Origin of the sequence: Kineococcus halophytocola (genome assembly GCF_041276425.1) — a bacterium.
GTDB lineage: Bacteria > Actinomycetota > Actinomycetes > Actinomycetales > Kineococcaceae > Kineococcus > Kineococcus halophytocola.
The window spans coordinates 229,631-255,941 of record NZ_JBGFTU010000002.1 but is presented as its reverse complement, the minus strand read 5'-3'; the positions used below and the strand labels follow the sequence as shown (position 1 = coordinate 255,941).

Below are 26,311 nucleotides of genomic sequence, written 5' to 3'. Positions count from 1 at the left end.
CCCCCCGCCAGGAGCCCCGTGAGCACCCCCGTCCGCAAAGTCGTCGTCACCGGACCCTTCGGGGCGGGCAAGACCACGTTCGCCACGACCGTCACCCAGGGCCTGGGCGACGGGACGCTGACGACCACCGAGACCGGCGTGAGCGACGAGACCGCCGCCCTGAAGTCCTCCACCACCGTGGCCCTGGACCACACGAGCTTCCTCGTGCCCCCGGCCCCCGCCAGCGCCTGGGCCCCCACGCGCGTCACCCTGTTCGGCACCCCCGGCCAGGAGCGCTTCGCCTTCATGTGGGAACTGCTCGCGCAGAACATGCACGGCTACCTCGTGCTCGTCGACGCCAGCCGCTCCACCAGCATCGCCCAGGCCGCCGACATCGTCGCCGCCTTCGCCCGCATCGCCCCGCGCAGCCCGCGCCTGGTCGCCGTCAGCCGCTGGGCCGACCCGGCCGGCACGCGCACCCGCCTGGCCCACCTGCTGGGCACCTCCCCGGCGGCCCTGGTGCCCTGCGACCCGCGCGACCTGGACCAGAGCACCACCGTCCTGCGCCTGCTGCTCGACGGGATCCACACGCTGGAGGGGCTGTCCGCCCCGGCCGCCCCCGTGGGGGCCGAGGCGTGATCGTCAAGCAGCACGCCCTGCGCGTCAGCGGCGCCCTCAAGCGCGACATCGACGGCGTGCGGCGCGTCCTCATCGCCCGCACCGACGGCCTGGCCTTCCACGACGACGGCCCCGAGCGCGACCACGAGTCGGCCGCGGCCATCGTGGCGACCGTCCTGGGCATCGCCCAGCGCGCCGCGGCGGCCACCGGCCTCGGCGCGTTCGTGCAGACCACCGTCAAGGGCGGCGACGGCTGCCTCGTCGTCTACGGCGTCAACGCCGGCCACGTCCTGGCCGTCGTCACCGACCCCTCGGTCAACCTGGTCCTGCTGGACCGGCTCGCGCTGCGCCTGGTCGCCGACCTCGCCGGGGCCGAGGCCGGGGTGCCGGCCCGCACCGGCTGAGCCCCGCCGAGGCCCGGGGGAGCGGCGCCGGGGAGTCCGTAGGATCGTGCGTGCGCACCACCGCGCACTGACGATCGAGAGGACAACCCCGTGCTCCGCACCCACGAGGCCGGCAGCCTGCGCGCCGGTCACGCCGGACAGACCGTGTCGCTCACCGGGTGGGTGGCACGTCGTCGGGATCACGGGGGAGTGGCCTTCCTCGACCTGCGCGACGCCTCGGGCGTCGTGCAGGTCGTCGCCCGCGACGAGATCCTCGACGCCGGCGGCGCCCACGACCTGCGCAACGAGTACTGCGTGCGCATCACCGGCGACGTCCGGCTGCGCCCGGAGGGCAACGAGAACCCGGCCATCCCCACCGGGGCCGTCGAGGTCGACACCACCGACCTGGAGGTCCTGTCCGAGGCCGCCCCGCTGCCCTTCCAGGTCGACGACCACCTCAGCGTCGGGGAGGAGGCGCGCCTGAAGTACCGCTACCTGGACCTGCGCCGCACCGGCCCGGCCCAGGCCATCCGGCTGCGCTCGGCGGCCAACCGCGCCGCCCGCGAGGTCCTGCAGGAGAACGCGTTCACCGAGGTCGAGACCCCGACCCTGACGCGCTCCACCCCCGAGGGCGCCCGCGACTTCCTCGTCCCCGCCCGACTGGCCCCCGGGTCCTGGTACGCCCTGCCGCAGAGCCCGCAGCTGTTCAAGCAGCTCCTCATGGTCGGCGGCGTCGAGCGGTACTACCAGCTCGCCCGCTGCTACCGCGACGAGGACTTCCGCGCCGACCGCCAGCCGGAGTTCACCCAGCTCGACATCGAGATGAGCTTCGTCGAGCAGGACGACGTCATCGCCCTGGGCGAGCAGATCGTCGCCGCCCTGTGGAAGCTCATCGGGTACGACGTCCCGCTGCCGCTGCCGCGGATGACGTACGAGGAGGCCATGCGCCGCTACGGCTCGGACAAGCCCGACCTGCGGTTCGGCATCGAACTCGTCGAGTGCGCCGAGTTCTTCGCCGGCACCAGCTTCCGCGTCTTCCAGTCCCCCTACGTCGGGGCCGTCGTCATGCCCGGCGGGGCCTCCCAGCCGCGCAAGGTCCTCGACGCCTGGCAGGACTGGGCCAAGCAGCGTGGCGCTCGCGGGCTGGCCTACATCCTCGTCGGGCAGGACGGGGAACTGTCCGGCCCCGTCGCGAAGAACCTCTCCGAGACCGAGAAGGCCGGCATCGCCGCGCACGTCGGGGCCAACCCCGGGGACTGCATCTTCTTCGCCGCCGGCGCCGTGAACCCCTCCCGCGCGCTGCTGGGTGCGGCGCGCGGGGAGATCGCCCGCCGCACGGGTGCGATCGACGAGGGCGCCTGGTCGTTCCTGTGGGTCGTCGACGCCCCGATGTTCAAATCCGCGGCCGAGGACGACGACGTGTCGATCGGCGGCGGGGCCTGGAACGCCGTGCACCACGCGTTCACCGCGCCCAAGCCGGAGGTCGTCGACACGTTCGACACCGACCCCGGCTCGGCCCTGTCCAACGCCTACGACATCGTCTGCAACGGCAACGAGATCGGCGGGGGCTCGATCCGCATCCACCGCCGGGACGTGCAGGAGCGCGTGTTCTCGGTCATGGGCATCTCGCCGCAGGACGCGCGGGAGAAGTTCGGGTTCCTGCTCGACGCGTTCTCCTTCGGCGCCCCGCCGCACGGCGGGATCGCGTTCGGCTGGGACCGCGTCGTGGCGCTGCTCGCGGGCGCGGACTCCATCCGCGAGGTCATCGCGTTCCCGAAGTCCGGCGGCGGGTACGACCCGCTGACGGCCGCGCCCGCGCCGATCACCGCGCAGCAGCGCAAGGAGGCCGGGGTCGACGCGACGCCCGAGGCGCCGAAGGGCGAGGGGCCGGCCGGGGGCGACGCGCAGGGGTGAGGGTCCTCGTCGCGCTGTGCGCGCTCGGGTTCCTCGCCCTGACCGCGGTGGTGACGACGGGCGCGGTGCCGGGCGAGGCGGCCGTGTCCGCCGCGGCGGTGGACGCGGCGCGGGCGAGCCCGGCGACGACGCGGGTCGCCCAGGTGGTCGAGGCGGTCACCCAGCCGGTCTGGGTGTACCTCCTCGGTGTGCTCGGGGTCCTCGCCGCGCACGGCGCCGGGCGCCGACGGCAGGCCCGGGCGGCCCTGGTCGCCGGGGCGGTCGCCGCGGTGGCCTCTCCCGCGCTGAAGGCCCTCACCGACCGCGCCCGGCCCGCGCTGGAGGCCGGGCTGACGTCGTCGGGCGGGGGCTCGTTCCCTTCCGGGCACGCCCTGGCCTCGGCGACGGTCGTCCTCGCCGCCGTCCTGCTGCTCGCCCCGCCGGCGCGGCGGGGCGTCGTCGCCGTCCTGGGGGCCACCGAGCTCGTCGTGGTCTCGATCGACCGCGTCTGGCTGGGGGCCCACTGGCCCACCGACGTCCTCGGGGCGTGGCTGCTCGCCGGGGCCCTCGTGGGAGCTGCGGCCCTGTGGGCCGGCTCGTCACAGCAGCAGGCTCACGGTGCTCGTGCGCCGCGCGGGGCCGGTCTCCCACGCCGCCGGTAGCGCCGCCGGCGAGACGGCGGCGGGGACGACGGCCTCCCGGATCCCCGTGGGGACCGTGACGCCGCCCCGGGTCGTCGCGGGTGTCGTCGCGGGTGTGGTCGTGGAGGTCGGGGCCGCTGCCGCCGCGGAGGCGCCCGCGGTGCTGGCGGTGCCCAGACCGGCCACGAGGCCGGCGGCGAGCAGCCGGTGGTGCAGCCGGTGGGCGGGACGGGCTGCGGGACGGGGGCTCTGTCCTGTTGTGGTCACGCCCCGACCCTGACGCGGCGCGCTGTCCTGCTCCGGTGACCTCCCTGTGCCTGCCGCCAGAACGCGCACGGCCCCCGACAGCGGTTGTCGGGGGCCGTGCGCGGGGTCGGTGCGGAGGGGTCCGGTGGTCCGTGTCAGGTCGAGCTCGTGGAGCCCTGGGTCAGGTCGTACAGGGTGGTGCCGTCGACGGTCGTGGCGGTGAAGTTCTGCTCCACCCACGTCGCGATCTGCGCCGCCGCGTCGCTGCCGCCCGTCCGCGTGGAGGCCATCGACCGGCTCAGCACGTAGTAGTGGACGTCCCCGGCCGCCACGTACGCCTGGAACTGGGCCAGCGTCGGGGCGGGGTCGGTGCCGTTGAACCCCCCGACGGCCATCACCGGTTCCTGCGTCGCGAGCTGGTACCCGGCGGCGTTGTTGGACCCTGTCGTCGCGGCGACCCAGCGGTACCGCCCGGCGTCGGCCCCGAGCAGGTCGACCACGGCGGACCCCGGCGTCGTCGCGCCCAGCAGACCACCACCACCCCCGCCCCCGGTCCGGGACGCGCCGAACCCCCCGGTGCGACCGGTCCGGGTCCGGCCGGTGCCGAAGGGGTTCTGCGACGTACCCGGCAGGCCCGTCCCCGGTGCCGTCCCGCCGCCGGGGGTGCGGCCCTGGGTGAACATCGGCGCGAACGACCCGCCGCCGGGACCGCCGCGCCCCCCGCCCGTCGCGAACGTCCCCGACGAGCTCGGGCCCGCCGAGACGATGGCGCCGGTGTGCGCGGTCGCGGCGGTCTGCACCGAGTAGGAGACCGGACCGGCGAGCACCGCCAGCACCGCGGCGACGGCCCCGGCCCCGCGCAGGCGCCGGGCGAGGACCCCCTCGCCCACGAGCGCCGCCCCGGCCAGCCCCGCCGTGCCGGCGATCCCGGCGACGAGGACGACCCACCGCAACCACGGCAGGAACTCCGCGCTGCGCCCGAGCAGGACGAACGCCCAGCCCGCGGTGAGCGCAGTGAGCACCGCCAGGACCGGCAGGGCCCGGCGGGAGGCCCGGTGGCGCCACAGGCCCGTCGTGCCGAGCGCGACGAGGGCGGCGACGGCCGGGGCCAGGGCCACGGTGTAGTAGGGGTGGATGATCCCCGACATGAAGCTGAACGCCACGGACGTGACGACCAGCCAGCCGCTCCAGACCAGCAGGGCGGCGCGGCGGGTGTCGGTGCGGGGGGCCCTGCGGGTGAGGACGAACCCGGCGGCGGCCAGCGCGAACGCCGCGGGCAGCAACCACGAGATGTTCCCGCCGAACTCCGGGCTGAACATGCGGGCGATGCCCGTCTCGCCCCAGCCGTTCCCGGCGCCCACGCTGCCGGTCTCGTCCCCGGTGAGCCGGCCGAACCCGTTGTAGCCGAACGTCAGGGACAGGAACGAGTCGTCCTGCGAACCCCCCACGTAGGGGCGCACCGAGGCGGGCAGGAGTTCGACGAGCGCCACCCACCAGCCCGCCGAGACGAGGACCGCGGCCGCGGCGAGCAGCAGGTGGCGCACCCGCCGCCCCAGCGGGTGCGGCGCCGCCCACAGGTAGGCCAGGCCCAGCCCGGGCAGGACGAGGAACACCTGCAGCTGCTTGGTGAGGAACCCGAACCCGATGAACACCCCGGCCCAGAGGAGGAACCGCGCGCGCCCGGTGTCGACGGCCTTCAGCGTCCCCCAGGCAGCGGCCACCATCAGCAGCACGAGCAGCGCGTCGGGGTTGTTGAACCGGAACATCAGCGTCGCGACGGGGGTCGTGGCGAGCAGGAACCCGGCGATCAGACCGGTGGCCGGGCTCGTGCGGCGCCGGACCGTGGCGTGCAGGAGGGCGACCGAGGCCACGCCCTCGAGGGCCTGCGGGACGAGGATCGACCACGAGGACAACCCGAACAACCGCACCGACAGACCCGTCACCCACAGCGCCCCCGGGGGTTTGTCCACGGTGATGGCGTTGGCCGCGTCGGAGGACCCGAAGAACCACGCCTCCCACGACCGCGACCCGGCCTGGGCGGCGGCCGCGTAGAACGGGTTGGCCCACCCCGAGACCGACAGGCCCACGAGGTACAGGACGGCCGTGGCGACCAGCAGCCCGAGCAGGGCCGGGCGCACCCAGACCGGGTCGTGCTCGCGGCCCCGCCAGGTGGTCCTCGCCAGCTGCCGCAGGCGGTCCGGGGTGGCGGAGCCGGTGCTGCGGGCCCACCCGAGGGCGTGGGTGACCGAACCGGTGGTCGAACTCACGCCGGCACCTCCCCGGTCGTGTCCCCGGGCCGGTGGTGCCGGCGGTCGCTGAACACCCACGTGCGCAGGAGGAGGAAGCGGACGACGGTGGCCACGAGGTTCGCGGCCGTCAGGACCCCGAGTTCCACCGACTGGTGGGCGTGGGGCCGGGCGCTGTGCAGGGCCAGCAGGCTGCCGGAGGTGATGCCCCAGCCGAGCAGGAACACCAGCAGCCCCTGAGCCTGGTGCCGGGCCGCCCCCCGCGACCCGCGGACGCCGAACGTCAGGCGGCGGTTCAGCGCGGTGTTCGCGACCGCGGTCACCAGGAGGGCGAGGAAGTTCGCGACCTGCGCACCCGCGACGGTCTGGAACGCCAGGTAGAGCAGGGCGTACGCGAGGGTGCTGGCCACCCCGACGCCGACGAACCGGGTGAGCTGCCCGGCCAGGGAGGTGGGCACCCCGGCGACCTCGGCGGGTTGCGGGCCGCGGCCGAGGCTCGCGCGGATCTCCGCGAACGGCAACCGACCGGACCCGATCGCGCTCGCCAGCCGGCGGATACCGCGCAGATCGGCCAGCGCGGTCGCGACGATGTCCACGGTGCTGTCGGGGTCGTCGACCCAGTCGACGGGGATCTCCTGGATCCGCAGCCCCGCGCGTTCGGCCAGGACGAGGACCTCGGTGTCGAAGAACCAGCCGGTGTCCTCCACCAGGGGCAGGACCTGCGCGGCCACGTCGGCGCGGATGGCCTTGAACCCGCACTGGGCGTCGGTGAAGCGGACGCGCAGGGTGCCGTGCAGCAGGAGGTTGTAGCAGCGGGAGATGACCTCGCGCTTGGCGCCGCGCACGACGTGCGCGCCGCGCGCCAGGCGCGAGCCGATGGCCACGTCGGAGTGCCCGGACAACAACCCCGCGACGAGCGGCAGCAGGGCCGCCAGGTCGGTCGAGAGGTCGACGTCCGTGTACGCCAGGACCCGGGCGTCGGAGGCCGACCAGACCTGCTTGAGGGCGCGGCCGCGACCCTTCTCCTCCAGCCGCACGTGCCGCACGTCGGGCAGTTCGGCGGCCAGCGCCGCGGCGACCTGCGGGGTGGCGTCGGTGCTGGCGTTGTCGGCGATGGTGATGCGGGTGCGGAAGGGGAACCGCGACACGTGCTCGTGCAGCCGCCGAACGCACGGTTCGAGGTCGCGCTGCTCGTTGAAGACCGGGACCACGACGTCCAGGGCGGGGGTGGTGCTGGAACTCGTCCAGGCGTCGGCGGCCGGGCGGGGGGCCGGCGGCCGCAGCGGGCTGAGACCCGCGGGACCGGAGGTGGTCGCTGTCATGGCCCCAGCCTCGGCCGCCGACCTCCACCGGGGGTGGGGTGGGGCTGTGGTGGCCCTGTGAGGTGGGGTTCACGGGTCCGGGAGCGTCGGGGGGATCGTCGTCGGGAGGGTGACGCGGAACGCCGTGCGCCCCGGGCGGCTCTCGACCGTGACGGTCCCGTGGTGGGAGGTGACGACGGCCTGCACGATCGCCAGCCCCAGGCCCGTGCTGCCGGCGGCGCGGGAGCGGGAGGAGTCCCCGCGGGCGAAGCGCTCGAAGACGTCGGGCAGCAGCCCGGTCGGGATGCCCGGCCCGTCGTCGACGACGTCGACGTGCGCCCGGTCACCGTCGGGCACGATCCCGACGGTGACCGTCGTGCCGGGTGGGGTGTGCGTGCGGGCGTTGGCGAGCAGGTTCGTCAGCACCTGGTGCAACCGGCCCGGGTCGCCGGCCACCTCGACGGCCTCCTCGGGCAGGTCCAGGCGCCAGGTGTGGTCGCGGCCGGCGACCCGGGCGTCGCTCACGGCGTCCAGCACGGTCATCGTGAGGTCGACGGGTTCGCGGTCCAGGGGCCGGCCGGAGTCCAGCCGGGCCAGCAGCAGCAGGTCCTCCACGAGGCCGGTCATCCGCACGGCCTCGGACTCCACGCGGCCCAGGGCGTGCCGGACGTCGGCCGGCACCTGCTCGCCGCTGCGCCGCGTGAGCTCGGCGTAGCCGCGGATCGCGGCCAGCGGGGTGCGCAGTTCGTGCGAGGCGTCGGCGACGAACCGGCGCACGCGCTGTTCGGAGGCGTGCCGCGCTTCCAGCGCCGACCCGACGTTGTCGAGCATGCGGTTCAGCGCCGCTCCCACCTTGCCGACCTCGGTGCCCTCGTCGGTGTCGGGCACCCGCAGGGACAGGTCGACCTCGCCGCGGTCCAGTTCCAGCTCCGACACGCGCGCCGCGGTCGTCGCGACCCGCTGCAGCGGGAGGAGGTCGCGGCGGACGAGGACGGAACCGGCGATCGCGGCGAGGGCGACCCCGCCGAGGACGGCCGCGGCCTCGACGCCCGCGACGGTCAGCAGGGTGCGGTTCACGTCGGCCAGGGGGAGGCCGGAGACCTGGAGGGAGCCGTCGGACAGGACCTGCCCCTGCACCAGGTACTCCCCGAGGCCGGGCAGGTCCATGCGCCGCGCACCGTCGGCGTCCACGGTGGACAGCTGGGCGACCTGCCCGGCGGTCAGTTCACGCACGCACGCGAAGTCCTGTCCGGAGCCGTTGCTGTCGAAGACGCCGGACTGCCTGACCAGCACCTGACCGTCGTCGAAGCGCGCGTTGACGGTGCCGTCCACCAGACCGAAGCCGACGAACCCCGGTGTCCCGTTCGAGCACGTCGCCGGAGCGGTCGGCGGCGGTCGGCGGCGACCGGGGTCGAGGGCGGGGTCGAGGGCGGGGTCGGGGGCGTCACCGCGGTTCCCGCCCCCTTCGGAGAACTGCGCCGTCCGGTCCACCGTCTGGGACAGGCGTTGGCGCGCCTGGCCCATGAGCGAGGAGTAGAGCGCCACCGTGGTCACGACCCCGATGACGAGCGCGACCGCGACGAGCAGCGCGCTGGTGGTCAGGACCAGGCGGCTGCGCAGGGAGCGGTTGCGCAGCCGTGCGGACGCGACCACCGGCGTTCCAGCTCCCCGGGGTTCAGCTCGCGGCGGCGGCGGCGACGCCGTCGGCCGGCTTCAGGACGTACCCCGCCCCGCGGACGGTGTGGATCATGGGGGTGCGGCCGGCGTCGATCTTGCGGCGCAGGTAGGAGACGTACAGCTCGACGATGTTGGCCTGGCCGCCGAAGTCGTAGTTCCACACCCGGTCCAGGATCTGCGCCTTCGACAGGACCCGGCGCGGGTTGCGCATGAGGTAGCGCAGCAGCTCGAACTCGGTGGCGGTCAAGCGGATCTCCTCGCCCGCGCGGATCACCTCGTGGCTGTCCTCGTCCAGGACGAGGTCACCGACGGCCAAGACGGGCTCGGCCTTGGCGGCCGCGAGGCCGGAGCGGCGCAGCAGGCTGCGCAGGCGGGCCACGACCTCCTCGAGGCTGAACGGTTTGGTGACGTAGTCGTCCCCGCCGGCGGTCAGACCCGCGACGCGGTCCTCCACGGCGTCCTTGGCCGTGAGGAAGAGCACCGGCACGTCGGTGGCGTCGGCGCGCAGGCGGCGCAGGACCTCCAGGCCGTCGATGTCCGGCAGCATGATGTCCAGGATGACGGCGTCGGGCCGGAAGGTGCGGGCGGCGCGGACCGCGTCCAGGCCGTTGCCCGCCGTCTGCACCTCCCAGCCCTCGTAGCGCAGAGTCATGCTCAGCAACTCCGACAGAGTCGACTCGTCGTCGACGACGAGCACGCGCAACGCGGTGCCGTCGGGGCGGGTGAGGTCCGAACGCCGGGTCGTGGTCGCGGTCATCTCCCCATCGTCGGACCGTCACCTGCCAGATGTCCCGGGAAACCCTGGGTCTGACCTGTGTGGCGGCACGGAAAGGGCCTTCACGTGACCGGGGGTGACGGCGCGGGACCAGGCGCGGGACCTGGAGCGGGGCCGGCACGTACGGTGCGGGGGTGGCCGACCTGTTCACCTCCGACGACGACCCCGTCGCGGACGACCGCCGACCCTCCGTCCTGGCCGGTGCCCCCCTGGCCGTGCGGATGCGTCCCCGCTCGATCGAGGAGGTCGTGGGCCAGCAGCACCTGCTGGGCCCGGGCTCCCCGCTGCGCCGGCTGGCCGGCGAGGGCGACCTCGGCCGCGCCGGCCCGGCCTCGGTGATCCTGTGGGGCCCGCCGGGCACGGGCAAGACGACGCTGGCCACCGTCCTGGCCTCCTCCGGCGGCCGGACGTTCGCCGAGCTGTCCGCGGTCACCGCCGGGGTCAAGGACGTGCGCACCGTCGTGGAGGCCGCCCGCACCGACCGGGACCTCTACGGCCGCCAGACCGTGCTGTTCCTCGACGAGATCCACCGCTTCACCAAGGCCCAGCAGGACGCGCTGCTGCCCGGGGTGGAGAACCGCTGGGTCGTGCTGGTCGCGGCCACCACCGAGAACCCGAACTTCTCCGTCGTCACCCCGCTGCTGTCCCGCTCGCTGCTGCTGACCCTGCAGCCGCTGACGGCCGAGGACGTGCGCGGCCTGGTGCGCCGCGCGCTGACCGACCCGCGCGGGCTGGCCGGGGAGGTCCGCGTCACCGACGACGCCCTGGAGCACCTCGTGCGGGTCGCCGACGGCGACGCCCGCCGCGCGCTGACGGCCCTGGAGGCCGCCGCCGGCGCCGCCCTCGACGGGGACGGTGAACCCGTCGTCACCCTCGCCGACGCCGAACGGGCCCTGGACCGGGCCGCGGTGCGCTACGACCGGCAGGGCGACCAGCACTACGACGTGGCCAGCGCCTTCATCAAGTCGATGCGCGGCTCGGACGTCGACGCCGCCCTGCACTACCTGGCCCGGATGATCGAGGCGGGGGAGGACCCCCGGTTCATCGCCCGCCGCATCGTCATCGCCGCCAGCGAGGACGTCGGGATGGCCGACCCCTCGGCGCTGCAGACCGCCGTGGCGGCCATGACCGCGGTCGCGCAGATCGGAATGCCCGAGGCGCGGATCGTGCTGGCCCAGGCCGTCGTCCACAACGCCACCGCGCCGAAGTCCAACGCCGCGTACGCCGCGATCAACGCCGCCATCGCCGACGTGCGCGCCGGGCGCGGCGGACCCGTCCCGCCGCACCTGCGCGACGCCCACTACTCCGGGGCCGGCACGATCGGGCACGGCACCGGGTACGTCTACACCCACGACGTGCCCACCGGGGTCGCGCAGCAGCAGTACGCCCCCGACGCCCTCGTCGGCACGGACTACTACGTGCCCACCGACCGCGGGTTCGAGGCGGCCGTGCGCGAGCGCCTGGCCCGGTTGCGTCGCATCGTCAGGGGGCGCTGATGCTCGCCCGCCTCCTGCGCGCCGGGCTGCGCGTCCTCACCGGGGAGCTGGAACGCCAGCTCGCCGCGCCGCGGACCGCCCCACCCACGCCCGAGCACGCCCCGGACCGCCCCCGGCCCCGCCGCGGGCGCGGGGCCCGCGACGCCGAGCCCGGCCGCGTCCGCCTCGAGTACGCCCCCCGCACCGACGGCCGGCCCGACCCCGGCGAGGTCGTGTGGGCGTGGGTGCCCTTCGAGGAGGACGACGGGCGCGGCAAGGACCGTCCCGTCCTCGTCGTCGGCCGGGACGGGGACGGGCTCGTCGGCTTCATGATGACGAGCAAGGACCACGTCGCCGGTGCCGGCCGCGGGGACCACGGCCGGGTCTGGGTCGACGTGGGCACCGGCGCCTGGGACCGGCAGCGCCGCCCCAGCGAGGTCCGCCTCGACCGCGTGCTGCGCGTCGCCCCGCGCGACGTGCGCCGCGAGGGCGCGGCCCTGGACCGAGAGCGCTTCGAGGAGGTCGCCGACCGGGCCCGGCGCCTGCACGGCTGGTGAGGAGGAGCGAGACCCCGGCCCGGTAGGGTCGAGGGTCGTACGTCCCCCCGGGGCACAGCACGTCCGGCAGCAACCACAGCAGGAGGCACGTCCGATGCAGACGGCAGAGATCCGTCGCCGGTGGCTCGACTTCTTCGAGCGCAAGGGCCACACCGTCGTCCCGAGCGCCTCGCTGGTCTCGACCGACCCCAGCCTCATGTTCACCGTCGCCGGGATGGTGCCCTTCATCCCCTACCTCACCGCCCAGGTGCCCGCCCCCTACCCGCGGGCCACCAGCGTGCAGAAGTGCCTGCGGACCCTCGACATCGAGGAGGTCGGCAAGACCACCCGCCACGGCACGTTCTTCCAGATGAACGGCAACTTCTCCTTCGGCGACTACTTCAAGCGCGACGCCGTCGCCTTCGCCTGGGAGCTGCTGACCACCCCCGAGGCCGACGGCGGCCTCGGCTTCGACCCCGAGCGCCTGTGGACGACCGTCTACCTCGACGACGACGAGGCGTTCGTCCTGTGGCGCGAGCAGGGCCTGCCCGCCGAGCGCATCCAGCGCCGCGGCAAGAAGGACAACTACTGGAACACCGGCCAGCCCGGTCCCGGCGGCCCCTGCTCGGAGATCTACTTCGACCGCGGCCCCGCCTACGGCGCCGAGGGCGGCCCGGAGGCCGACGAGGACCGCTACATCGAGATCTGGAACCTCGTGTTCATGCAGTACCAGCTCTCCGCGGTGCGCTCCAAGACGGACTTCGACGTCGCCGGTGAGCTGCCCGCCAAGAACATCGACACCGGCATGGGCCTGGAGCGCGTCGCGTTCCTCAAGCAGGGCGTCGACAACATGTACGAGATCGACGAGGTCCGGCCCGTGCTGGACTACGCGGCGCTCGCGGCCGAGAAGGAGTACGGCGCCAACCACGACGACGACGTGCGCATGCGCGTCGTGGCCGACCACGTCCGCAGCGCGCTCATGCTCATCGGCGACGGCGTCACCCCCGGCAACGAGGGCGCCGGGTACGTCCTGCGCCGCCTCATCCGCCGCGCCGTGCGCGCGATGCGCCTGCTCGGCTTCGAGGAGGAGGCGCTGCCGATCCTGCTGCCGGCCTCCATGGAGGTCATGAGCGCCTCCTACCCCGAGCTGCGCACCGACTTCGACCGCATCGCGCAGGTCGCCTACGCCGAGGAGCAGGCCTTCCGGCGCACCCTCGTCTCGGGCACGGCGATCTTCGAGACCGCGGTGGCGCAGACGAGGGCGGCCGGCGGGGGGAGCCTGTCGGGGGAGCGGGCGTTCGCGCTGCACGACACCTACGGGTTCCCCATCGACCTGACGCTGGAGATGGCCGCCGAGGCCGGCGTGAGCGTGGACGAGGCCGGGTTCCGCACGCTCATGGCCGAGCAGGTCGGGCGGGCCAAGGCCGACGCCAGGGCGAAGAAGACCGGCGGGGTGGACCTGACGGTCTACCGCTCGACGCTGGAGGGCCTGCCCGCCCCCGTCACCTTCACCGGCTACGAGCTCGCCTCCGGCGAGGCCCGCGTCGCCGTCGTCCTGCAGGGCGGGGTGAGCACGCCGTCCGCGCCCGTGGGCACCGACGTCGAGGTCGTCCTGGACCGCACGCCGTTCTACGCCGAGGGCGGTGGGCAGCTCGCCGACCACGGCACCCTCACCACCGCCGGCGGCGCCGTCGTCACCGTGACCGACGTGCAGCAGCCCGTGCGCGGCCTGTACGTGCACAAGGGGTCGGTGACCAGCGGTGAGCTCGTCGCCGGTGACGCCGTGCACGCCGTCGTCGACGCCGCCCGGCGCCGCTCGGTCAGCCGCGCCCACACCGCGACCCACCTCGTCCACCAGGTCGTGCGCGAGCACCTCGGCGACGGCGCCACCCAGGCCGGGTCGCAGAACGCCCCGGGCCGGCTCCGCTTCGACTACGCCGCCACGGCCCAGGTCGCCGGGCAGGTCGTGCGCGACATCGAGGGCGTCGTCAACGAGCGCATCCACGACGACCTGCCCGTCGCCGCCGAGGTCATGGACCGCGACGCGGCGCTGAACTCCGGGGCGATGGCCCTGTTCGGGGAGAAGTACGGCGACCGCGTCCGCGTGGTGTCCATCGGCGGGGACTGGTCCAAGGAGCTGTGCGGGGGCACCCACACGCTCACCTCCCAGCAGGTCGGGCTCGTCACGATCCTGTCCGAGAGCTCCATCGGGTCCGGCGCGCGCCGCATCGAGGCCCTCGTGGGCGCCGACGCGTTCGACTTCCTCACCCGCGAGCACCTGCTGGTGAACCAGCTCACCGACGTGGTCAAGGCCCGCCCCGAGGAGCTGCCGGACCGCATCGGCTCGCTGCTGACCCGCCTGTCGGAGGCGGAGAAGGAGCTCGCCACGCTGCGGGCCGGGCAGGTCCTGGCCCTGGCGCCGCAGATCGCCGCGACCCCGACCGACACGTTCGGCGTCCAGGTCGTCACCCACGACGCGGGCGCGGCCTCGGCCGACGACGTGCGCACGCTCGTCCTGGACGTCCGCTCGCGCCTGGGCGAGGAACGCCCCGTCGTGGTCGCCGTCACCGGCGTGGCCAAGGACCGGCCCGTCGTCGTGGTCGCCACCAACGCCGAGGCCCGCCGCTGGGGCGTCAAGGCCGGTGAGCTGGTCCGCACCGCGGCCCAGACCCTCGGCGGGGGCGGCGGCGGCAAGGACGACCTCGCCCAGGGCGGGGGCCAGGACGCCTCGAAGGTCCCCGCGGCGCTGACGGCCATCGGCGACTTCGTCGGCGCCCGCGTCACCGGGTCGGCGTGAGCGGACCGGCGGTGAGCCCCCGGTGAGAGCGGGGGTGAGGGTCTGCGTCGACGTGGGCAGCGTCCGGGTCGGCCTGGCCGCGTGCGACCCGGCCGGCGTGATCGCCTCCCCGGTGCGGACCCTCGTGCGCGACGGCGAGCAGGACACCGACGTGGCCGAGGTGGCCGCCGAGGTCCGCGACCGCGGGGCGATCGAGGTCGTCGTGGGCTGGCCGCTGTCCCTGGACGGGTCCGAGGGCCCGGCAGCCTTGCGCGCGGCCGGGTACGCGGACAAGATCAGTGCGGCGGTCCCCGGCGTGCCCGTCCGGCTCGTCGACGAACGGCTGAGCACGGTCGACGCGCACCGGGCGCTGCACGCCGCGGGACGGAGGGAGAAGCAGTTCCGCGCGGTCGTCGACCAGGTGGCCGCCGTGGTCCTGCTGCAGGCGGCGCTCGACGCCGAGCGCGCGGGGCACACCCCCGGACGGGTGGTGCAGGAACCGCAGACACGCCGCAAACCGCGGCACCGCAAGCACAGTGGGGCACGGACGTCGGAACCCGACGCCACGGAGGGCAGGGACTGATGATGGACCTGATGGATCTTCCCGGCACGCACACCAAGGACCCGCGCCGGCGGGGGGTGCGCCGTCGCCGGGCCGCGGTGGCCCTCGTCGCCGCGCTCGCCGTCATCGGCGGGGGCACCTGGGCGGCCTGGGGGACCCTGGGCCCGGTCGTCTCCGGCTTCACCGAGAGCGACGACTACGAGGGGCCGGGCACCGGCTCCGTCGACGTCCGCGTCGTCGCCGGGGACAGCGGCCGGGCCATCGGCCGCACCCTGGCCGAGGCCGGGGTCGTGAAGTCCAGCACCGCCTTCGTCAGCGCCTCCCGGGACGAGCCCAGGACGGCCGGCATCCAGCCGGGCACCTACCGCCTGAAGGAGAACATGTCGGCCGCCGCGGCCGTCGCGCTCCTGCTCGACCCCGCCTCCAAGGTCACGACCCGCCTCACGGTGCCCGAGGGCCTGACCGTCCCGCAGGTCCTGACCCTGGTGGAGGACACGACCGGCATCCCCGCGGCCGACCTGGAGGCGGCCGCGGCCGACCCGGTGGCGCTGGGCCTGCCGCCCGCGGCGAACGGCAACGCCGAGGGCTACCTGTTCCCCGCCACCTACGCCGTCAACCCCGGGGAGAGCGCGGCGGACGTGCTCAAGGCCATGGTCACGCAGGCGAACACCGTCCTGGCGAACCTGGGCGTCCCGCCCGAGCGCCTGCACGACGTCGTCGTGGAGGCGAGCATCGCGCAGAAGGAGGCGCGCAGCGCCGAGGACATGGCCAAGGTGACGCGCGTCCTGGCCAACCGGATGGCCATCGGGATGCCGCTGCAGCTCGACTCGACCGTCAGCTACGCGGTCGGCGCGACCGGCAAGGTCACCACCACCGCCGAGCAGCGGGCGACGGACTCGCCCTACAACACCTACCTGCACCCGGGGCTGCCGGCAGGCCCCATCAGCAACCCCGGTGAGGCGGCGCTGCGCGCGGCGATGAACCCGGCCGAGGGGCCGTGGCTGTACTTCGTCACGGTGAACCTGGAGACGGGTGAGACGCGCTTCGCCACGACGGGGGCCGAGCACGCCGCCAACGTCAAGCTGTTCCAGCAGTACCTGAGGGAGCACCCGGAGCAGTGAGGGCAGCGGTCTGCGGGTCGCCGATCGCGCACTCGCTGTCCCCGGCGCTGCACCGCGCCGCCTACGCGGCGCTCGGGCTGGACGGCTGGAGCTACGACCTCCTGGAGGTCGACGAGGCCCGGTTGCCCGCCGTCGTCGGCGCGCTGGACCCGGGCTGGGCCGGGCTGAGCCTGACGATGCCGCTGAAGCAGGCCGTCGTCCCGCTCGTGGACGAGGTCAGCGACTTCGCCCGCGCCGTCGGCGCGGTCAACACCGTCGTCGTCACCCCGCGCCCGGACCACCCGGACCACCCGGACCACCGGGGGGCCACGGGCCGGGACGCGGTGCGGCTGCGGGCGGAGAACACCGACGTCACCGGCCTGGTCACCGCGCTCGCCGAGGCCGGCGCCGGGCGGATCGGGCGCGGCGTCGTGCTCGGCGGGGGCGCCACCGCCCGCTCGGCCGTCGTCGCGCTGCTGCAGGCCGGCTGTCCCCGGCCGGTCGCCGTCGTGCGATCCCCGGCCCGCGCCGCCGAGCTGCGCGAGGTCGCGGCCCGTCTGGGCGGGCAGGTCGAGGTCCGCGACTGGTCCGAGCTCGCCGTGGCCCTGAGCGCCGACGTCGTCGTGTCCACCGTGCCCATCGGGGCCTCCCAGGCCATGACCGAGGACCTGCTCGGTGCGGGCCCGCCCGCTCGGTGGCCGCTGCTGCTCGACGTCGTGTACGCGCCGTGGCCGACCCCGCTGGCCCGGCGGTGGGACGGGCCCGTCGTCGGCGGTTTCGAGATGCTGCTGCACCAGGCCGTCGCGCAGGTCGAGCTCATGACGGGCCGCCCCGGTCCGGTCGAGGCGATGCGCGCCGCCGGGCTCGCCGCGCTGGCCGAGCGCGACCGCGCCTGAGCCTCAGCCCGCCGTGAACGCCGCCTTCGCCAGGTCCAGGGTGAAGGCGACGTCCGGGGTGTCGTCGACCGTGCCGCCGAGGCCGTCGCTCTCCTCGGAGGGGCGGTCGACCTGCGCGGTGATCCTCGCCGGCCCGGCCCCGAACGCGCTGTCGCGGGGGAAGGCCTCCCAGTCCTGGACCGACCCGCCCGGGGCGACCTCCTGCGCGGTGGGTTCATCGCGCGTGCAGTGCGCGCTGCTGGCGCCCGAGCCGGCCCCGGACAGGCGGACCGAGGTGCTCTGCCACCGCGTCAGGTCCACCGGACCCGGGCACGCCCACGTCGCGGTCTGCTTCGAGACGTTCGTCCACGTCAGGTGGACCCGGACCTCTTCCCGGCCCACCTCGGCCTGCGTGGCCGTCAGGGACCACTGCTCGGACGGGGCCTGCGTGAGCTGCTCGGCCGGGACGGTGCCGGCCAGCTCGTAGGTCCCCACCGCGGGCAGGTTCTTCGAGGCCTCGTCGATCGCGCGGGCGTCGCGGGCCGAGCCGACGAGGAGGGTGGCGACGTAGACGAGGACGGCCACCGCGCCGATCCCCACGACCGCCGCGACCCAGCCGAGCCAGCTCCCGGGGGTGCGGGTGGGGGAGGTGGAGGGGGAGGTCAGCGGGTCCTGGTCGGTCACGGGCCCCACTGTCCCCCTTCCTCCTGTGAGCCGGCGCCGGGGGGTGCCCGGGCCGGTGACCCGATCGGGTCACGGCGTGATCCACCGCCTCAAGCGTCCCGTGGGCCCCGCCGATGAGCACAGGAGAGCGCCGGCAGTCGGCCGCGCGCTCCGTCGTGCTCGAGGTCGGGCTGTGGGGAGCGAGATGGACAACGCTGGTCAGGGCGGGCAGCCCGTGGAGCCGTACGTCCCGGCGAACCTGCGACCGGGAGCGGACGGGGTGCCCTCGGCGCGGCCGAACATCAGCGCCCTGCTCAAGCAGCTGGAGAAGGACCAGGCCGTCCTCGCCGCCCCCGCCGAACCCGCGGGGTTCCAGCTCGCGCCCCCCGCCGTTCCCGTCCCCGTGCCCGTTCCCGTCCAGCCCGTCCCGGTCCAGCCCCCGGTCGCCCAGCTCGCCCCCGAGGTCGAGGCCTACGAGGTGGCGGCGCTGGTGACCAGCGGCGGCGAGGACCCCGAGGTCCCCGTCCGCGTCAACGACGTGCTCGTCCGCGCCCTGGAACTGGGTGCCTCCGACGTCCACCTCACCTCCGGGGCCCACCCCACGGTGCGGTTGTCCGGGGAGATGACGCCCATGGACGAGTTCCCGAAGATGGTGTCCAAGACGCTGCAGGAGGCGATCTACGCCATCCTCACCCAGAAGCAGCGGGAGGTGTTCGAGGCGAACCTGGAACTCGACTTCGCCTACCAGGTGCCCGGGCACTCCCGCTTCCGCGTCAACGTCTACCGCCAGCGCGAGTCCGTCGGGGTCGCCTTCCGCCGCATCCCCTTCGAGATCAAACCCCTGGAGGACCTCGGCGTCCCGCCCGTCGTCGGGTCGTTCGCCGGGCTGCAGCGCGGTTTCGTCCTCGTCACCGGGCCGACGGGTTCGGGCAAGTCGACGACGCTCGCCTCGATCGTCGACCTCGCCAACCGCACCCGCAAGGACCACATCATGACGGTCGAGGACCCCATCGAGTTCCTCCACCGCCACAAGAGCTGCATCGTCAACCAGCGCGAGGTGGGGGAGGACACCAAGTCCTTCGCCAACGCGCTCAAGCACGTGCTGCGCCAGGACCCCGACATCATCCTCGTCGGGGAGATGCGCGACCTGGAGACCATCTCCGTCGCCCTCACCGCCGCCGAGACCGGTCACCTCGTGTTCGGCACCCTGCACACCCAGAGCGCCGCCTCCACCATCGACCGCGTCATCGACGTGTTCCCCCCGCACCAGCAGACCCAGATCCGCACCCAGCTCGCCGGCGCCATCCAGGGCGTCGTGTGCCAGACCCTGTGCAAGCGCGCCGACGGCCGCGGCCGCGTCGTCGCCACCGAGGTCATGGTCGCCACCCCCGCCATCCGCAACCTCATCCGCGAGGGCAAGACCCACCAGATCGGCTCGGCCATGCAGGCCGGTGCGCAGTTCGGCATGCACACGCTCGACCAGCACCTGGCCGACCTCGTGCGCACCCGCCAGATCACGTTCGAACACGGCCTGGAGAAGTGCTCCGCCGCCGATGAGTTCCGTCGCCTGACCGGGCGCTGAGGAAGGACGAGACATGGCCACGATGACCAAGGCGCCGGCGCGGACGGGGCACACGACCTTCGAGTACCAGGCCCGGGACCGGGCCGGCAAGCTCATCAAGGGTTCGCTCGAGGCGGGTGACTCCGGGGCGGTCCTGGCTCGGCTCAAGAGCCAGGGGCTCGCACCGGTCTCCGTGACGGAGTCGAAGGCCGGCAAGGGCATGCAGATGGAGATCAGCCTGCCCGGGGGCAACCGGGTCGGGCTGAAGGACCTCGCGCTGATGTCGCGGCAGTTCGCGACGATGGTGTCGTCGGGTCTGTCGCTCATCAAGGCGCTGGCGATCCTCGCCGAGCAGACGGAGAGCAAGAAGCTGGCGGCCACGCTGGCCGAGGTCCGCGCCGAGGTCGAGACCGGCATCGCGCTGTCCACCGCGCTGGCCCGGCACGTCGGCGTCTTCCCGCCGCTGATGATCAACATGATCCGGGCCGGTGAGGTCGGGGGGTTCCTCGACCAGGTGCTCGTGCAGCTCGCCGAGAACTTCGAGGCCGAGGTCAAGCTCAAGGCCAAGGTCAAGTCGGCCATGACCTACCCGGTGGTCGTGTTCATCATCGCCATCCTGGCGGTGGTCGGGATGCTCCTGTTCATCGTGCCGGTGTTCACGAAGATGTTCTCCGACCTCGGCGGCACCCTGCCGCTGCCCACGGAGATCCTCGTGTGGCTCTCGAGCGCGATGAAGATCGCGGCGCCGGTGGGTCTGGTCGCCTTCATCGTCTGGGCGGCGACGTGGCCCAAGCTGAAGCACCGGGAAGGGGTGCGGAACGTCCTCGACCCGCTGAAGCTGAAACTGCCCATCTTCGGCGTGCTCACGCAGAAGATCGCCCTGAGCCGCTTCACCCGGAACCTCGGGACCATGCTGCGGTCCGGCGTGCCGATCCTGCAGAGCCTCGAGATCGTCGGTGGGGCGGCCGGCAACGTCGTCATCCAGCGCGCGGCCACCGACGTCATGGAGAGCGTGAGGTCGGGCCAGTCCCTGGCCGGCCCGCTGGCGCAGCACCGGATCTTCCCCTCGATGGTCGTCCAGATGATGTCGGTGGGGGAAGACACCGGAGCCCTCGACGCGATGCTGCACAAGATCTCCGACTTCTACGACCAGGAGGTCGAGGCGACCACCGACGCCCTGACCAGCCTCATCGAGCCGTTGATGATCGCCGTGCTGGGCGGCATCATCGGCTCCATGATCATCGCGCTGTACATGCCGATCTTCGGGGTCTTCAACCTCATCAACTGAACGACGGCGATCTCTCTTGCCGTGTCGGAGACGGCCCGTGAGCACCCTTGCTCACGGGCCGTCGCCGTTGCACGGCGGTGCCGCTGCTCCCTCCGGGTGATCGCGTCACCCGGGTCTCAAGGCGCAGCCGGTGCCGCCCGAAGTACTGAGTACAAGAGCCGCCACACCGGTCACCCGGTGCGCGACCCGCGAGCGGCTCCGGATTCTCACGAAGGGGAGCATCGAATGCTCGCTCGCATCCGCAAGTCGATCGAGGAGAAGGACCAGGGCTTCACCCTGATCGAGCTCCTCGTCGTCATGATCATCATCGGCATCCTCGCCGCGATCGCCATCCCGGTGTTCCTCTCGCAGCGCGCCAAGGCTCGCGACACCGCGACCAAGGCCGACGTCTCCACGATCGGCAAGGAGATCGCTAGCTACTACACCGACGGCACCGGAACTCTCACCGTCACTCAGGCCGGTAACGCCGCTGGGGCTGACATCACGGTCGCCGACGGTACCGGGGCCGGGGCTTACTCCCAGGTCATCAAGGTCAGCAACGGCACGGCTCGCAGCTCCTTTACCGCCGGCACCGCGGCGAACACCTACAACGACTGGTGCGTCGCCCTGACCAACGCGAACGGTAGCACCAAGATCTTCAGCTACTCGGCCGCCAAGGGTCTGCAGGCCGGTCCCTGCAGCTGATCCTGCTGACCGTGCCCCTGCGGGCGGAGGAAATCCGCTCGCAGGGGCGCGGTCGTACTCCTGACGAGAGGTCGACCATGCGGACGCGAAACGACGACGGCTTCACGCTCATCGAACTCCTCGTCGTCATGATCATCATTGGCATCCTGGCCGCCATCGCCATCCCCACCTTCCTCTCCCAGCGGGCCAAGGCTCGTGACGCGGCGACGAAGTCGGACGTCTCGCGCGTGGGCAAGGAGATGGCCGCCTACTTCGTCGACGGCACCGGCACGATCCAGGCGCTCGACACCACCACGAAGCCGGGCTTCCTCCTCCTGAAGGACAACGCCGCTCCGGCCTACACCGCCGAGGTGCAGCTCACCGGTGGCACCAAGCTGGCGGCCACCTCCCTGGCCAACCCGGCGAGTTCCACGACCTGGTGCGTCGCGCTGACCAACGACGCCGGCAGCAAGAAGACGTACCGGTTCAGTGCCGACGGCGGTCTCGCCGAAGGCACTTGCTGACCCCCTCACCCCACCGACCGAGGAGCCGACGAGTGGACGCCCGTCACGACGAGGACGCAGGTTTCACGCTCCTCGAGACGATCATCTCGATGGTCATCTTCGCCCTGGTCGCGGTCGCCACCGCGGGCGTCATCGTCAAGTCGGTGGCGCTGACCGCGGACAACCGCGGTCGGGCCGTCGCCTCGAAGATCGCCGCTCAGCAGGTCGACACGATCCGCAGCGCCGGCTACTCCGACATCGTCAGTGCCACGTCGACGGTGACGGCGTCGGGCACGAGCTACTCGGTCAACACCATCGTCACCCCCGTCTTCGACGACGGCAGCGGCGGGAAGCGCTCGTGCGCCGCCGGTGGGGTCGGTGGCCAGCTGTACAAGAAGGTCGGGGTCACGGTCAGCTGGCAGAACAACAGCCAGGTGAAGGCGATCCGCAACGACACCATCGTCCAGAACCCCGGCACCTCCACCGACGCCACCAAGGGCGCCGTCGCGGTGACCGTGACCGATTCCGGTGTCGGCAAGGCGGCGCCGGAGCCGGTCGGCCAGCAGGTCGTCACCCTCAGCACGGGGGAGAGCGCCCTCACCGACGACGACGGGTGCGCCTTCTTCGACAACCTCGCCCCGATGACGAGCCGGACCATCTCCGTGAGCCAGCCGGGCTGGATCGACAACCTCAACCAGAGCCCCGCTACGACCACGGTGGGCGTGACGGCCGGTCTGGTGTCGTCCCGCTCGATCAGCTTCGACAAGGCGACGACGCTGAACCTCAGCTTCGCCCCGGCCGGCCAGGCCGTGGGGACCTACGCGATCCCCGTCTTCGGCAACGCCGTCACCTCCTCCCCGGCCAGGTACACCGTCGTTCCGCAGCTGTCCGTCAACGACGTCACGAAGCGCACCTACAAGGCGCTGCCGTCCACGTCGGCCACGGGCGCGTCGTCGACGTGGTGGCCTCAGGACAGCGGCTACTCCGTCTGGTTCGGCAGCTGCACCCAGGACCCGGCCTCCCCGCCGACGGCCCTGGCGGACACCCTGCCCGGCAAGGCGGTCACCGCCACGGTGCCGACCGGCGGCCTCGACCTCACCATCGTCCCGGCGGCCACGCCCCGGACGCTGTACTTCCAGAACACCGCCTCGGGGTGCCAGTCCAGCCCGGAGACCTACAAGGTCACGATCGCCGCGAACCAGACGTCCGCCAAGGTCGCTCTGCCCTTCGGCACGTGGAAGGCCGGGTTCCTGCTGACCACCCTCGACAGCGGCACGACGCTCACCGCCGCCAGCCCCGTCAAGGCGGTGACCAAGTGAACCGCCTCCTCGCTCGCGTCCGCCGCACCCGCCGCGACGACGCCGGTGTCACGCTGGCGGAACTCAGCGTGACCATGTTGATCATGGGGATCCTCATCTCGCTGGTCGCGGTCGTCGTCGTGCAGGCCTACAAGCTGCAGGGGCAGACGATCCGGCGCGAGAACGACACCACCGACGCGCAGATCGCCATGGACACCATGAGCCGCGCGTTGCGGATGGCCACCTACCTGCAGGACCCGAGCGTCACCTCCAGCACGGGGGACCCGGTCACCCTGCCGGCCTTCTCGCAGACGACCGCCTCGGCGATCACCTTCACCTCCCTCGTGGGCTCGGCCGCCGACCCGACCTCCGTCTCCGCCGCTGCCGACCCGGTCCGCATCACCTTCAGCCTGTCCGGCGGGGTGCTCAGCCAGACCACGGTCAGACCGCTCACGGCCGGTCAGGCGCTGAAGTCCACGTTCGGCACGACGGGGTCGACGCGCGTCATCGCCCGCGGGGTCACGTCGTCCAGCTCGGCGCCGCTCTTCCAGTTCCTCTACAAGCAGGCCGACGGCACCGTCTCGACCGCCGTGCCCTCCGGGAGCCCTGCTCTCGCCATCCGTCAGGTCCGCATCCGGTTGACCGTGGACTCCGACAGCACCGGCCAGCTGCCGGGCACCAGCCTCGACGCCACCGTCGTCAACCAGAACCTCGCGGACTGAGGAGACCCCCCGATGCGCACGTTCCTCCGCCGTTCCGGCGACGAGAGCGGATTCGCGATGGTCACCGTCGTCATCGCGCTCGTCATGCTCATGCTCGTGTCCTCCCTGGTCCTGACGACCGTGCTGCGCAGCCAGTCCTTCCAGCGCAACCAGCAGGACTACGACGCGGCGCTGCAGGCCGCCCAGGCGGGGGTGGACGACTACATCTCCCGGCTCAACAGCACCAACGGTGCCTACTACCAGTTCAACGGGCGCACCACCTTCGACGCCGGCAACCCGGCCATGGGCAAGACGGCCGCCGGGAAGCTCAACTGGGCCGCCGTGGACCAGAGCGGCGCCGGTGCGGACGGCAAGGGGCAACGCGGGTTCTTCCACTACGAGGTCAACACCGACAGCTACACCGGCAAGGCGGCCTCCGCCTCGGTCCCCGCCGTCGCCGCCAACGGCACCCTCGTCATCACCTCCACCGGCAGGGTCGGCGGCGAGACGCGCACCGTCGTGAGCTCGGTGCGACGCTCGGGCTTCCTCGACAACCTGTACTACACCCAGTACGAGACGAAGGACCCGTTCCAGTACCCCGCCTCGGGGACCTTCTACAACAAGACGTGGGCCACGCAGAACTGCGTCGACTACTACGAGTCGAGGGACCCCAACTGCGGCAACATCCAGTTCGCCAGCGACACGCTGAGCGGTCCGGTGTACAGCAAGGACCTCATGCTCATCTGCGACAACGTGACGTTCAACGCCGGCGTCTTCACCGACCACGCCCCCTGGAACGGGAAGTACTACCGCACCAACTCCTGCGGCAGCACCTCGAACCAGAAGTTCCTCGCCGGCGCCCCCAAGCTCGCCGCGTCGCTGGACATGCCGTCGACGAACGGTGCGCTCAAGGCCCAGACGTCCTCGGCCGTCAGCCCGCAGGGCTGCCTGTTCGTCGGTCCCACCCGCATCACGCTCAAGGGCTCGAAGATCAAGGTGGAGAGCCCGTGGACGAAGTCCACCCGCGCCGAGTGCGCCCTCGACACCTGGATCAACGTTCCCGCGAACGGGGTCGTCTACGTCGACAACGTCCCCAGCACCACGACCGACCCCAACTACTGGAAGAACACCGACCCGGGGAAGCCGAGCTGCCCCAGCGTGGGCAACAACCTCGGCTTCCCCCTCGTCAACGCCTCGGACAGCACCAGGAGCGAGTCCAACTACACGACCCTGGACCTGTACGGGTGCAAGGTCGGCGACGTGTTCATCTCCGAGGAGGGCGGCCTCAAGGCCAACGCCTTCGACGGCCGGTTGACCGTCGCCGCGAAGAACGACCTCATCATCACCGACAACATCGACTACAAGGACGGGACGAACGGCAACAGCCTCCTGGGGCTCATCGCCGAGCGCAACGTCTGGTACTGGCACCCCACGGACACCCAGAACAGGGACATCAGCTGGCTCGGCAAGGGCAGCGAGGACGGCCGGGCACGCGTGAGCGCGGCGCTGCTGAGCGTCCAGCACTCCGTCGGCCTCATGAACCCCTCCATCGGGAGCTTCAGCACGACCCTGTCCATCACCGGGAACATCACCCAGGAGTTCCGCGGCATCGTCAAGAACGCCTCGGGGTACCAGAAGGACTACCTGTACGACCCGCGGCTGAAGTACGACGCGCCCCCGCACTTCCTGGAGCCGACCACCAGCTCGTTCCGCGTCACCCAGACGTCGGAGACCTCGCCGCAGTACTCGGCGGCGAGCTGACGTGGGAGTCCTCCTCGCTGCCTCGGCGCTGGCCGGACTGCTCATCGGGTCCTTCCTCAACGTCGTCGTGCACCGGGTGCCGCTGGGGGAGTCGGTGGTGCGGCCGGCGAGCAGGTGCCCGGGGTGCGGTCACGAGATCCGCCGACGCGACAACGTCCCCGTGCTGTCGTGGGTCGTGCTGCGCGGCAGGTGCCGCGACTGCGGGGAACCGATCAGCGTCCGCTACCCGCTCGTCGAGGTCGGTACCGCCGGCGTGTTCGCCGCGCTCGCCTGGGCCGTCGGTCCCACCGCGGCGCTGCCGGCCTACCTCTACCTCGGGGCCATCGCCGTGGCCCTCGCGCTGATCGACCTCGACGTGCACCGGCTCCCGGACGCCATCGTCAAACCGTCCTACCTCGTCGCTCTGGCCCTGCTGGCCCTGGCCAGCTGGGGCACGGGGGACTGGGGCGCCTACGTGCGCGCTCTCGCGGGCGGTGCGGCGCTGTGGTTCCTCTACCAGGTCACCGTCATCGTCAAGCCCGGGGGCATGGGCTACGGCGACGTCAAGCTGGCGGGCGTCCTCGGCCTCTACCTCGGGTGGTGGGGCTGGGACGCGCTGGCGGTCGGAGCCTTCGGCGGCTTCCTCATCGGCGGGGTCGTCGGCCTCCTCGTGATGCTGCGCGGCGGTTCGCTGAAGACGAAGGTCCCCTTCGGCCCGTCGATGCTCCTCGGAGCGCTGCTCGCGCTGTTCGTGGCGGCGCCCGTCGCCGACTGGTACCTCACCACGACGGGGATTGCTCCATCCGCGTGA

Annotated in this window: 24 protein-coding genes; 18 read left to right on the top strand and 6 right to left on the bottom strand. The window is 73.0% G+C overall.

Translation table 11 applies throughout. The features are described from left to right. The 4 genes from AB2L27_RS02935 to AB2L27_RS02920 form a co-directional block, all read left to right on the top strand. On the top strand, nt 1-618 hold a 618-nt coding region (locus AB2L27_RS02935; protein ID WP_370439968.1), incomplete at its 5' end, for a GTP-binding protein. Next, nucleotides 615-1,001, top strand: a complete 387-nt coding sequence (locus AB2L27_RS02930) for a roadblock/LC7 domain-containing protein (RefSeq protein ID WP_370439967.1) — start codon at nt 615-617, stop codon at nt 999-1,001. The genes AB2L27_RS02935 and AB2L27_RS02930, both read left to right, overlap by 4 nt. Before the next feature lie 90 nt (nt 1,002-1,091). Next, the gene (aspS, locus tag AB2L27_RS02925) at nt 1,092-2,894 is read left to right on the top strand and encodes an aspartate--tRNA ligase (RefSeq protein ID WP_370439966.1); all 1,803 of its coding nucleotides are present in this window, start codon (nt 1,092-1,094) and stop codon (nt 2,892-2,894) included. After that, nucleotides 2,891-3,535, top strand: coding sequence for a phosphatase PAP2 family protein (locus tag AB2L27_RS02920; RefSeq protein WP_370439965.1), 645 nt, complete (start codon nt 2,891-2,893; stop codon nt 3,533-3,535). Before aspS ends, AB2L27_RS02920 begins: the two co-directional genes overlap by 4 nt. Here the strand turns inward: AB2L27_RS02920 and AB2L27_RS02915 are convergent. From AB2L27_RS02915 to AB2L27_RS02895, 5 genes are all read right to left on the bottom strand, one after another. Continuing rightward, on the bottom strand, nt 3,473-3,781 hold the full coding sequence (locus tag AB2L27_RS02915; protein WP_370439964.1) for a hypothetical protein: 309 nt from the start codon (nt 3,779-3,781) through the stop codon (nt 3,473-3,475). The genes AB2L27_RS02920 and AB2L27_RS02915 overlap by 63 nt on opposite strands. Nucleotides 3,782-3,915: 134 nt before the next feature. Continuing rightward, complete coding sequence (locus AB2L27_RS02910) at nt 3,916-6,027, bottom strand: ArnT family glycosyltransferase (RefSeq protein ID WP_370439963.1); 2,112 nt, start codon at nt 6,025-6,027, stop codon at nt 3,916-3,918. Beyond that, nucleotides 6,024-7,328, bottom strand: coding sequence for a bifunctional glycosyltransferase family 2/GtrA family protein (locus AB2L27_RS02905; protein ID WP_370439962.1), 1,305 nt, complete (start codon nt 7,326-7,328; stop codon nt 6,024-6,026). The genes AB2L27_RS02910 and AB2L27_RS02905 overlap by 4 nt, the downstream gene beginning before the upstream one ends. A 69-nt stretch (nt 7,329-7,397) precedes the next feature. After that, nucleotides 7,398-8,960, bottom strand: coding sequence for a sensor histidine kinase (locus AB2L27_RS02900; RefSeq protein ID WP_370439961.1), 1,563 nt, complete (start codon nt 8,958-8,960; stop codon nt 7,398-7,400). A gap of 22 nt (nt 8,961-8,982) precedes the next feature. Continuing rightward, complete coding sequence (locus tag AB2L27_RS02895) at nt 8,983-9,741, bottom strand: response regulator transcription factor (protein ID WP_370439960.1); 759 nt, start codon at nt 9,739-9,741, stop codon at nt 8,983-8,985. Between the two features lie 239 nt (nt 9,742-9,980). On the opposite strand from AB2L27_RS02895, the gene AB2L27_RS02890 reads away from it, so the two are divergent. From AB2L27_RS02890 to AB2L27_RS02865, 6 genes are all read left to right on the top strand, one after another. Continuing rightward, on the top strand, nt 9,981-11,255 hold the full coding sequence (locus AB2L27_RS02890) for a replication-associated recombination protein A (RefSeq protein ID WP_370439978.1): 1,275 nt from the start codon (nt 9,981-9,983) through the stop codon (nt 11,253-11,255). Beyond that, nucleotides 11,255-11,791, top strand: a complete 537-nt coding sequence (locus AB2L27_RS02885) for a type II toxin-antitoxin system PemK/MazF family toxin (RefSeq protein ID WP_370439959.1) — start codon at nt 11,255-11,257, stop codon at nt 11,789-11,791. The genes AB2L27_RS02890 and AB2L27_RS02885 overlap by 1 nt, the downstream gene beginning before the upstream one ends. Before the next feature lie 94 nt (nt 11,792-11,885). Further along, nucleotides 11,886-14,567 (top strand): alanine--tRNA ligase, encoded by a 2,682-nt coding sequence (gene alaS / locus AB2L27_RS02880; RefSeq protein WP_370439958.1) that lies wholly within the window; start codon nt 11,886-11,888, stop codon nt 14,565-14,567. Nucleotides 14,568-14,589: 22 nt separating this feature from the next. Next, nucleotides 14,590-15,129, top strand: coding sequence for a Holliday junction resolvase RuvX (ruvX, locus tag AB2L27_RS02875; RefSeq protein ID WP_370439957.1), 540 nt, complete (start codon nt 14,590-14,592; stop codon nt 15,127-15,129). Nucleotides 15,130-15,140: 11 nt separating this feature from the next. After that, complete coding sequence (mltG, locus tag AB2L27_RS02870) at nt 15,141-16,229, top strand: endolytic transglycosylase MltG (RefSeq protein ID WP_370439956.1); 1,089 nt, start codon at nt 15,141-15,143, stop codon at nt 16,227-16,229. After that, nucleotides 16,226-17,104, top strand: a complete 879-nt coding sequence (locus AB2L27_RS02865; protein ID WP_370439955.1) for a shikimate dehydrogenase — start codon at nt 16,226-16,228, stop codon at nt 17,102-17,104. The genes mltG and AB2L27_RS02865 overlap by 4 nt, the downstream gene beginning before the upstream one ends. 3 nt (nt 17,105-17,107) lie before the next feature. Here the strand turns inward: AB2L27_RS02865 and AB2L27_RS02860 are convergent, their stop codons facing one another. Continuing rightward, nucleotides 17,108-17,767 carry a hypothetical protein gene (locus AB2L27_RS02860; RefSeq protein ID WP_370439954.1) on the bottom strand — a complete coding sequence of 220 codons (660 nt, stop codon included), beginning with the start codon at nt 17,765-17,767 and terminating at the stop codon, nt 17,108-17,110. A 184-nt stretch (nt 17,768-17,951) separates the two neighbouring features. Between AB2L27_RS02860 and AB2L27_RS02855 the strand changes: the two genes are divergently transcribed. The 8 genes from AB2L27_RS02855 (at nt 17,952) to AB2L27_RS02820 (ending at nt 26,311) form a co-directional block, all read left to right on the top strand. Then, the gene (locus AB2L27_RS02855; RefSeq protein ID WP_370439953.1) at nt 17,952-19,328 is read left to right on the top strand and encodes a type IV pilus twitching motility protein PilT; all 1,377 of its coding nucleotides are present in this window, start codon (nt 17,952-17,954) and stop codon (nt 19,326-19,328) included. Nucleotides 19,329-19,341: 13 nt separating this feature from the next. Next, nucleotides 19,342-20,595, top strand: coding sequence for a type II secretion system F family protein (locus AB2L27_RS02850; protein WP_370439952.1), 1,254 nt, complete (start codon nt 19,342-19,344; stop codon nt 20,593-20,595). A gap of 225 nt (nt 20,596-20,820) precedes the next feature. After that, the gene (locus AB2L27_RS02845; RefSeq protein WP_370439951.1) at nt 20,821-21,279 is read left to right on the top strand and encodes a type II secretion system protein; all 459 of its coding nucleotides are present in this window, start codon (nt 20,821-20,823) and stop codon (nt 21,277-21,279) included. Nucleotides 21,280-21,356: 77 nt separating this feature from the next. Then, entirely contained in the window at nt 21,357-21,782 is a 426-nt protein-coding gene (locus AB2L27_RS02840) for a type II secretion system protein (RefSeq protein WP_370439950.1), read from the top strand. Nucleotides 21,783-21,814: 32 nt separating this feature from the next. After that, nucleotides 21,815-23,080 carry a type IV pilus modification PilV family protein gene (locus AB2L27_RS02835; protein ID WP_370439949.1) on the top strand — a complete coding sequence of 422 codons (1,266 nt, stop codon included), beginning with the start codon at nt 21,815-21,817 and terminating at the stop codon, nt 23,078-23,080. Beyond that, nucleotides 23,077-23,781: a PilW family protein gene (locus tag AB2L27_RS02830; protein ID WP_370439948.1), complete on the top strand. Its 705-nt coding sequence runs from the start codon at nt 23,077-23,079 to the stop codon at nt 23,779-23,781. The genes AB2L27_RS02835 and AB2L27_RS02830 overlap by 4 nt, the downstream gene beginning before the upstream one ends. A 12-nt stretch (nt 23,782-23,793) precedes the next feature. After that, entirely contained in the window at nt 23,794-25,521 is a 1,728-nt protein-coding gene (locus AB2L27_RS02825; RefSeq protein ID WP_370439947.1) for a pilus assembly PilX family protein, read from the top strand. A 1-nt stretch (nt 25,522) separates the two neighbouring features. Continuing rightward, nucleotides 25,523-26,311 (top strand): prepilin peptidase, encoded by a 789-nt coding sequence (locus AB2L27_RS02820; protein WP_370439946.1) that lies wholly within the window; start codon nt 25,523-25,525, stop codon nt 26,309-26,311.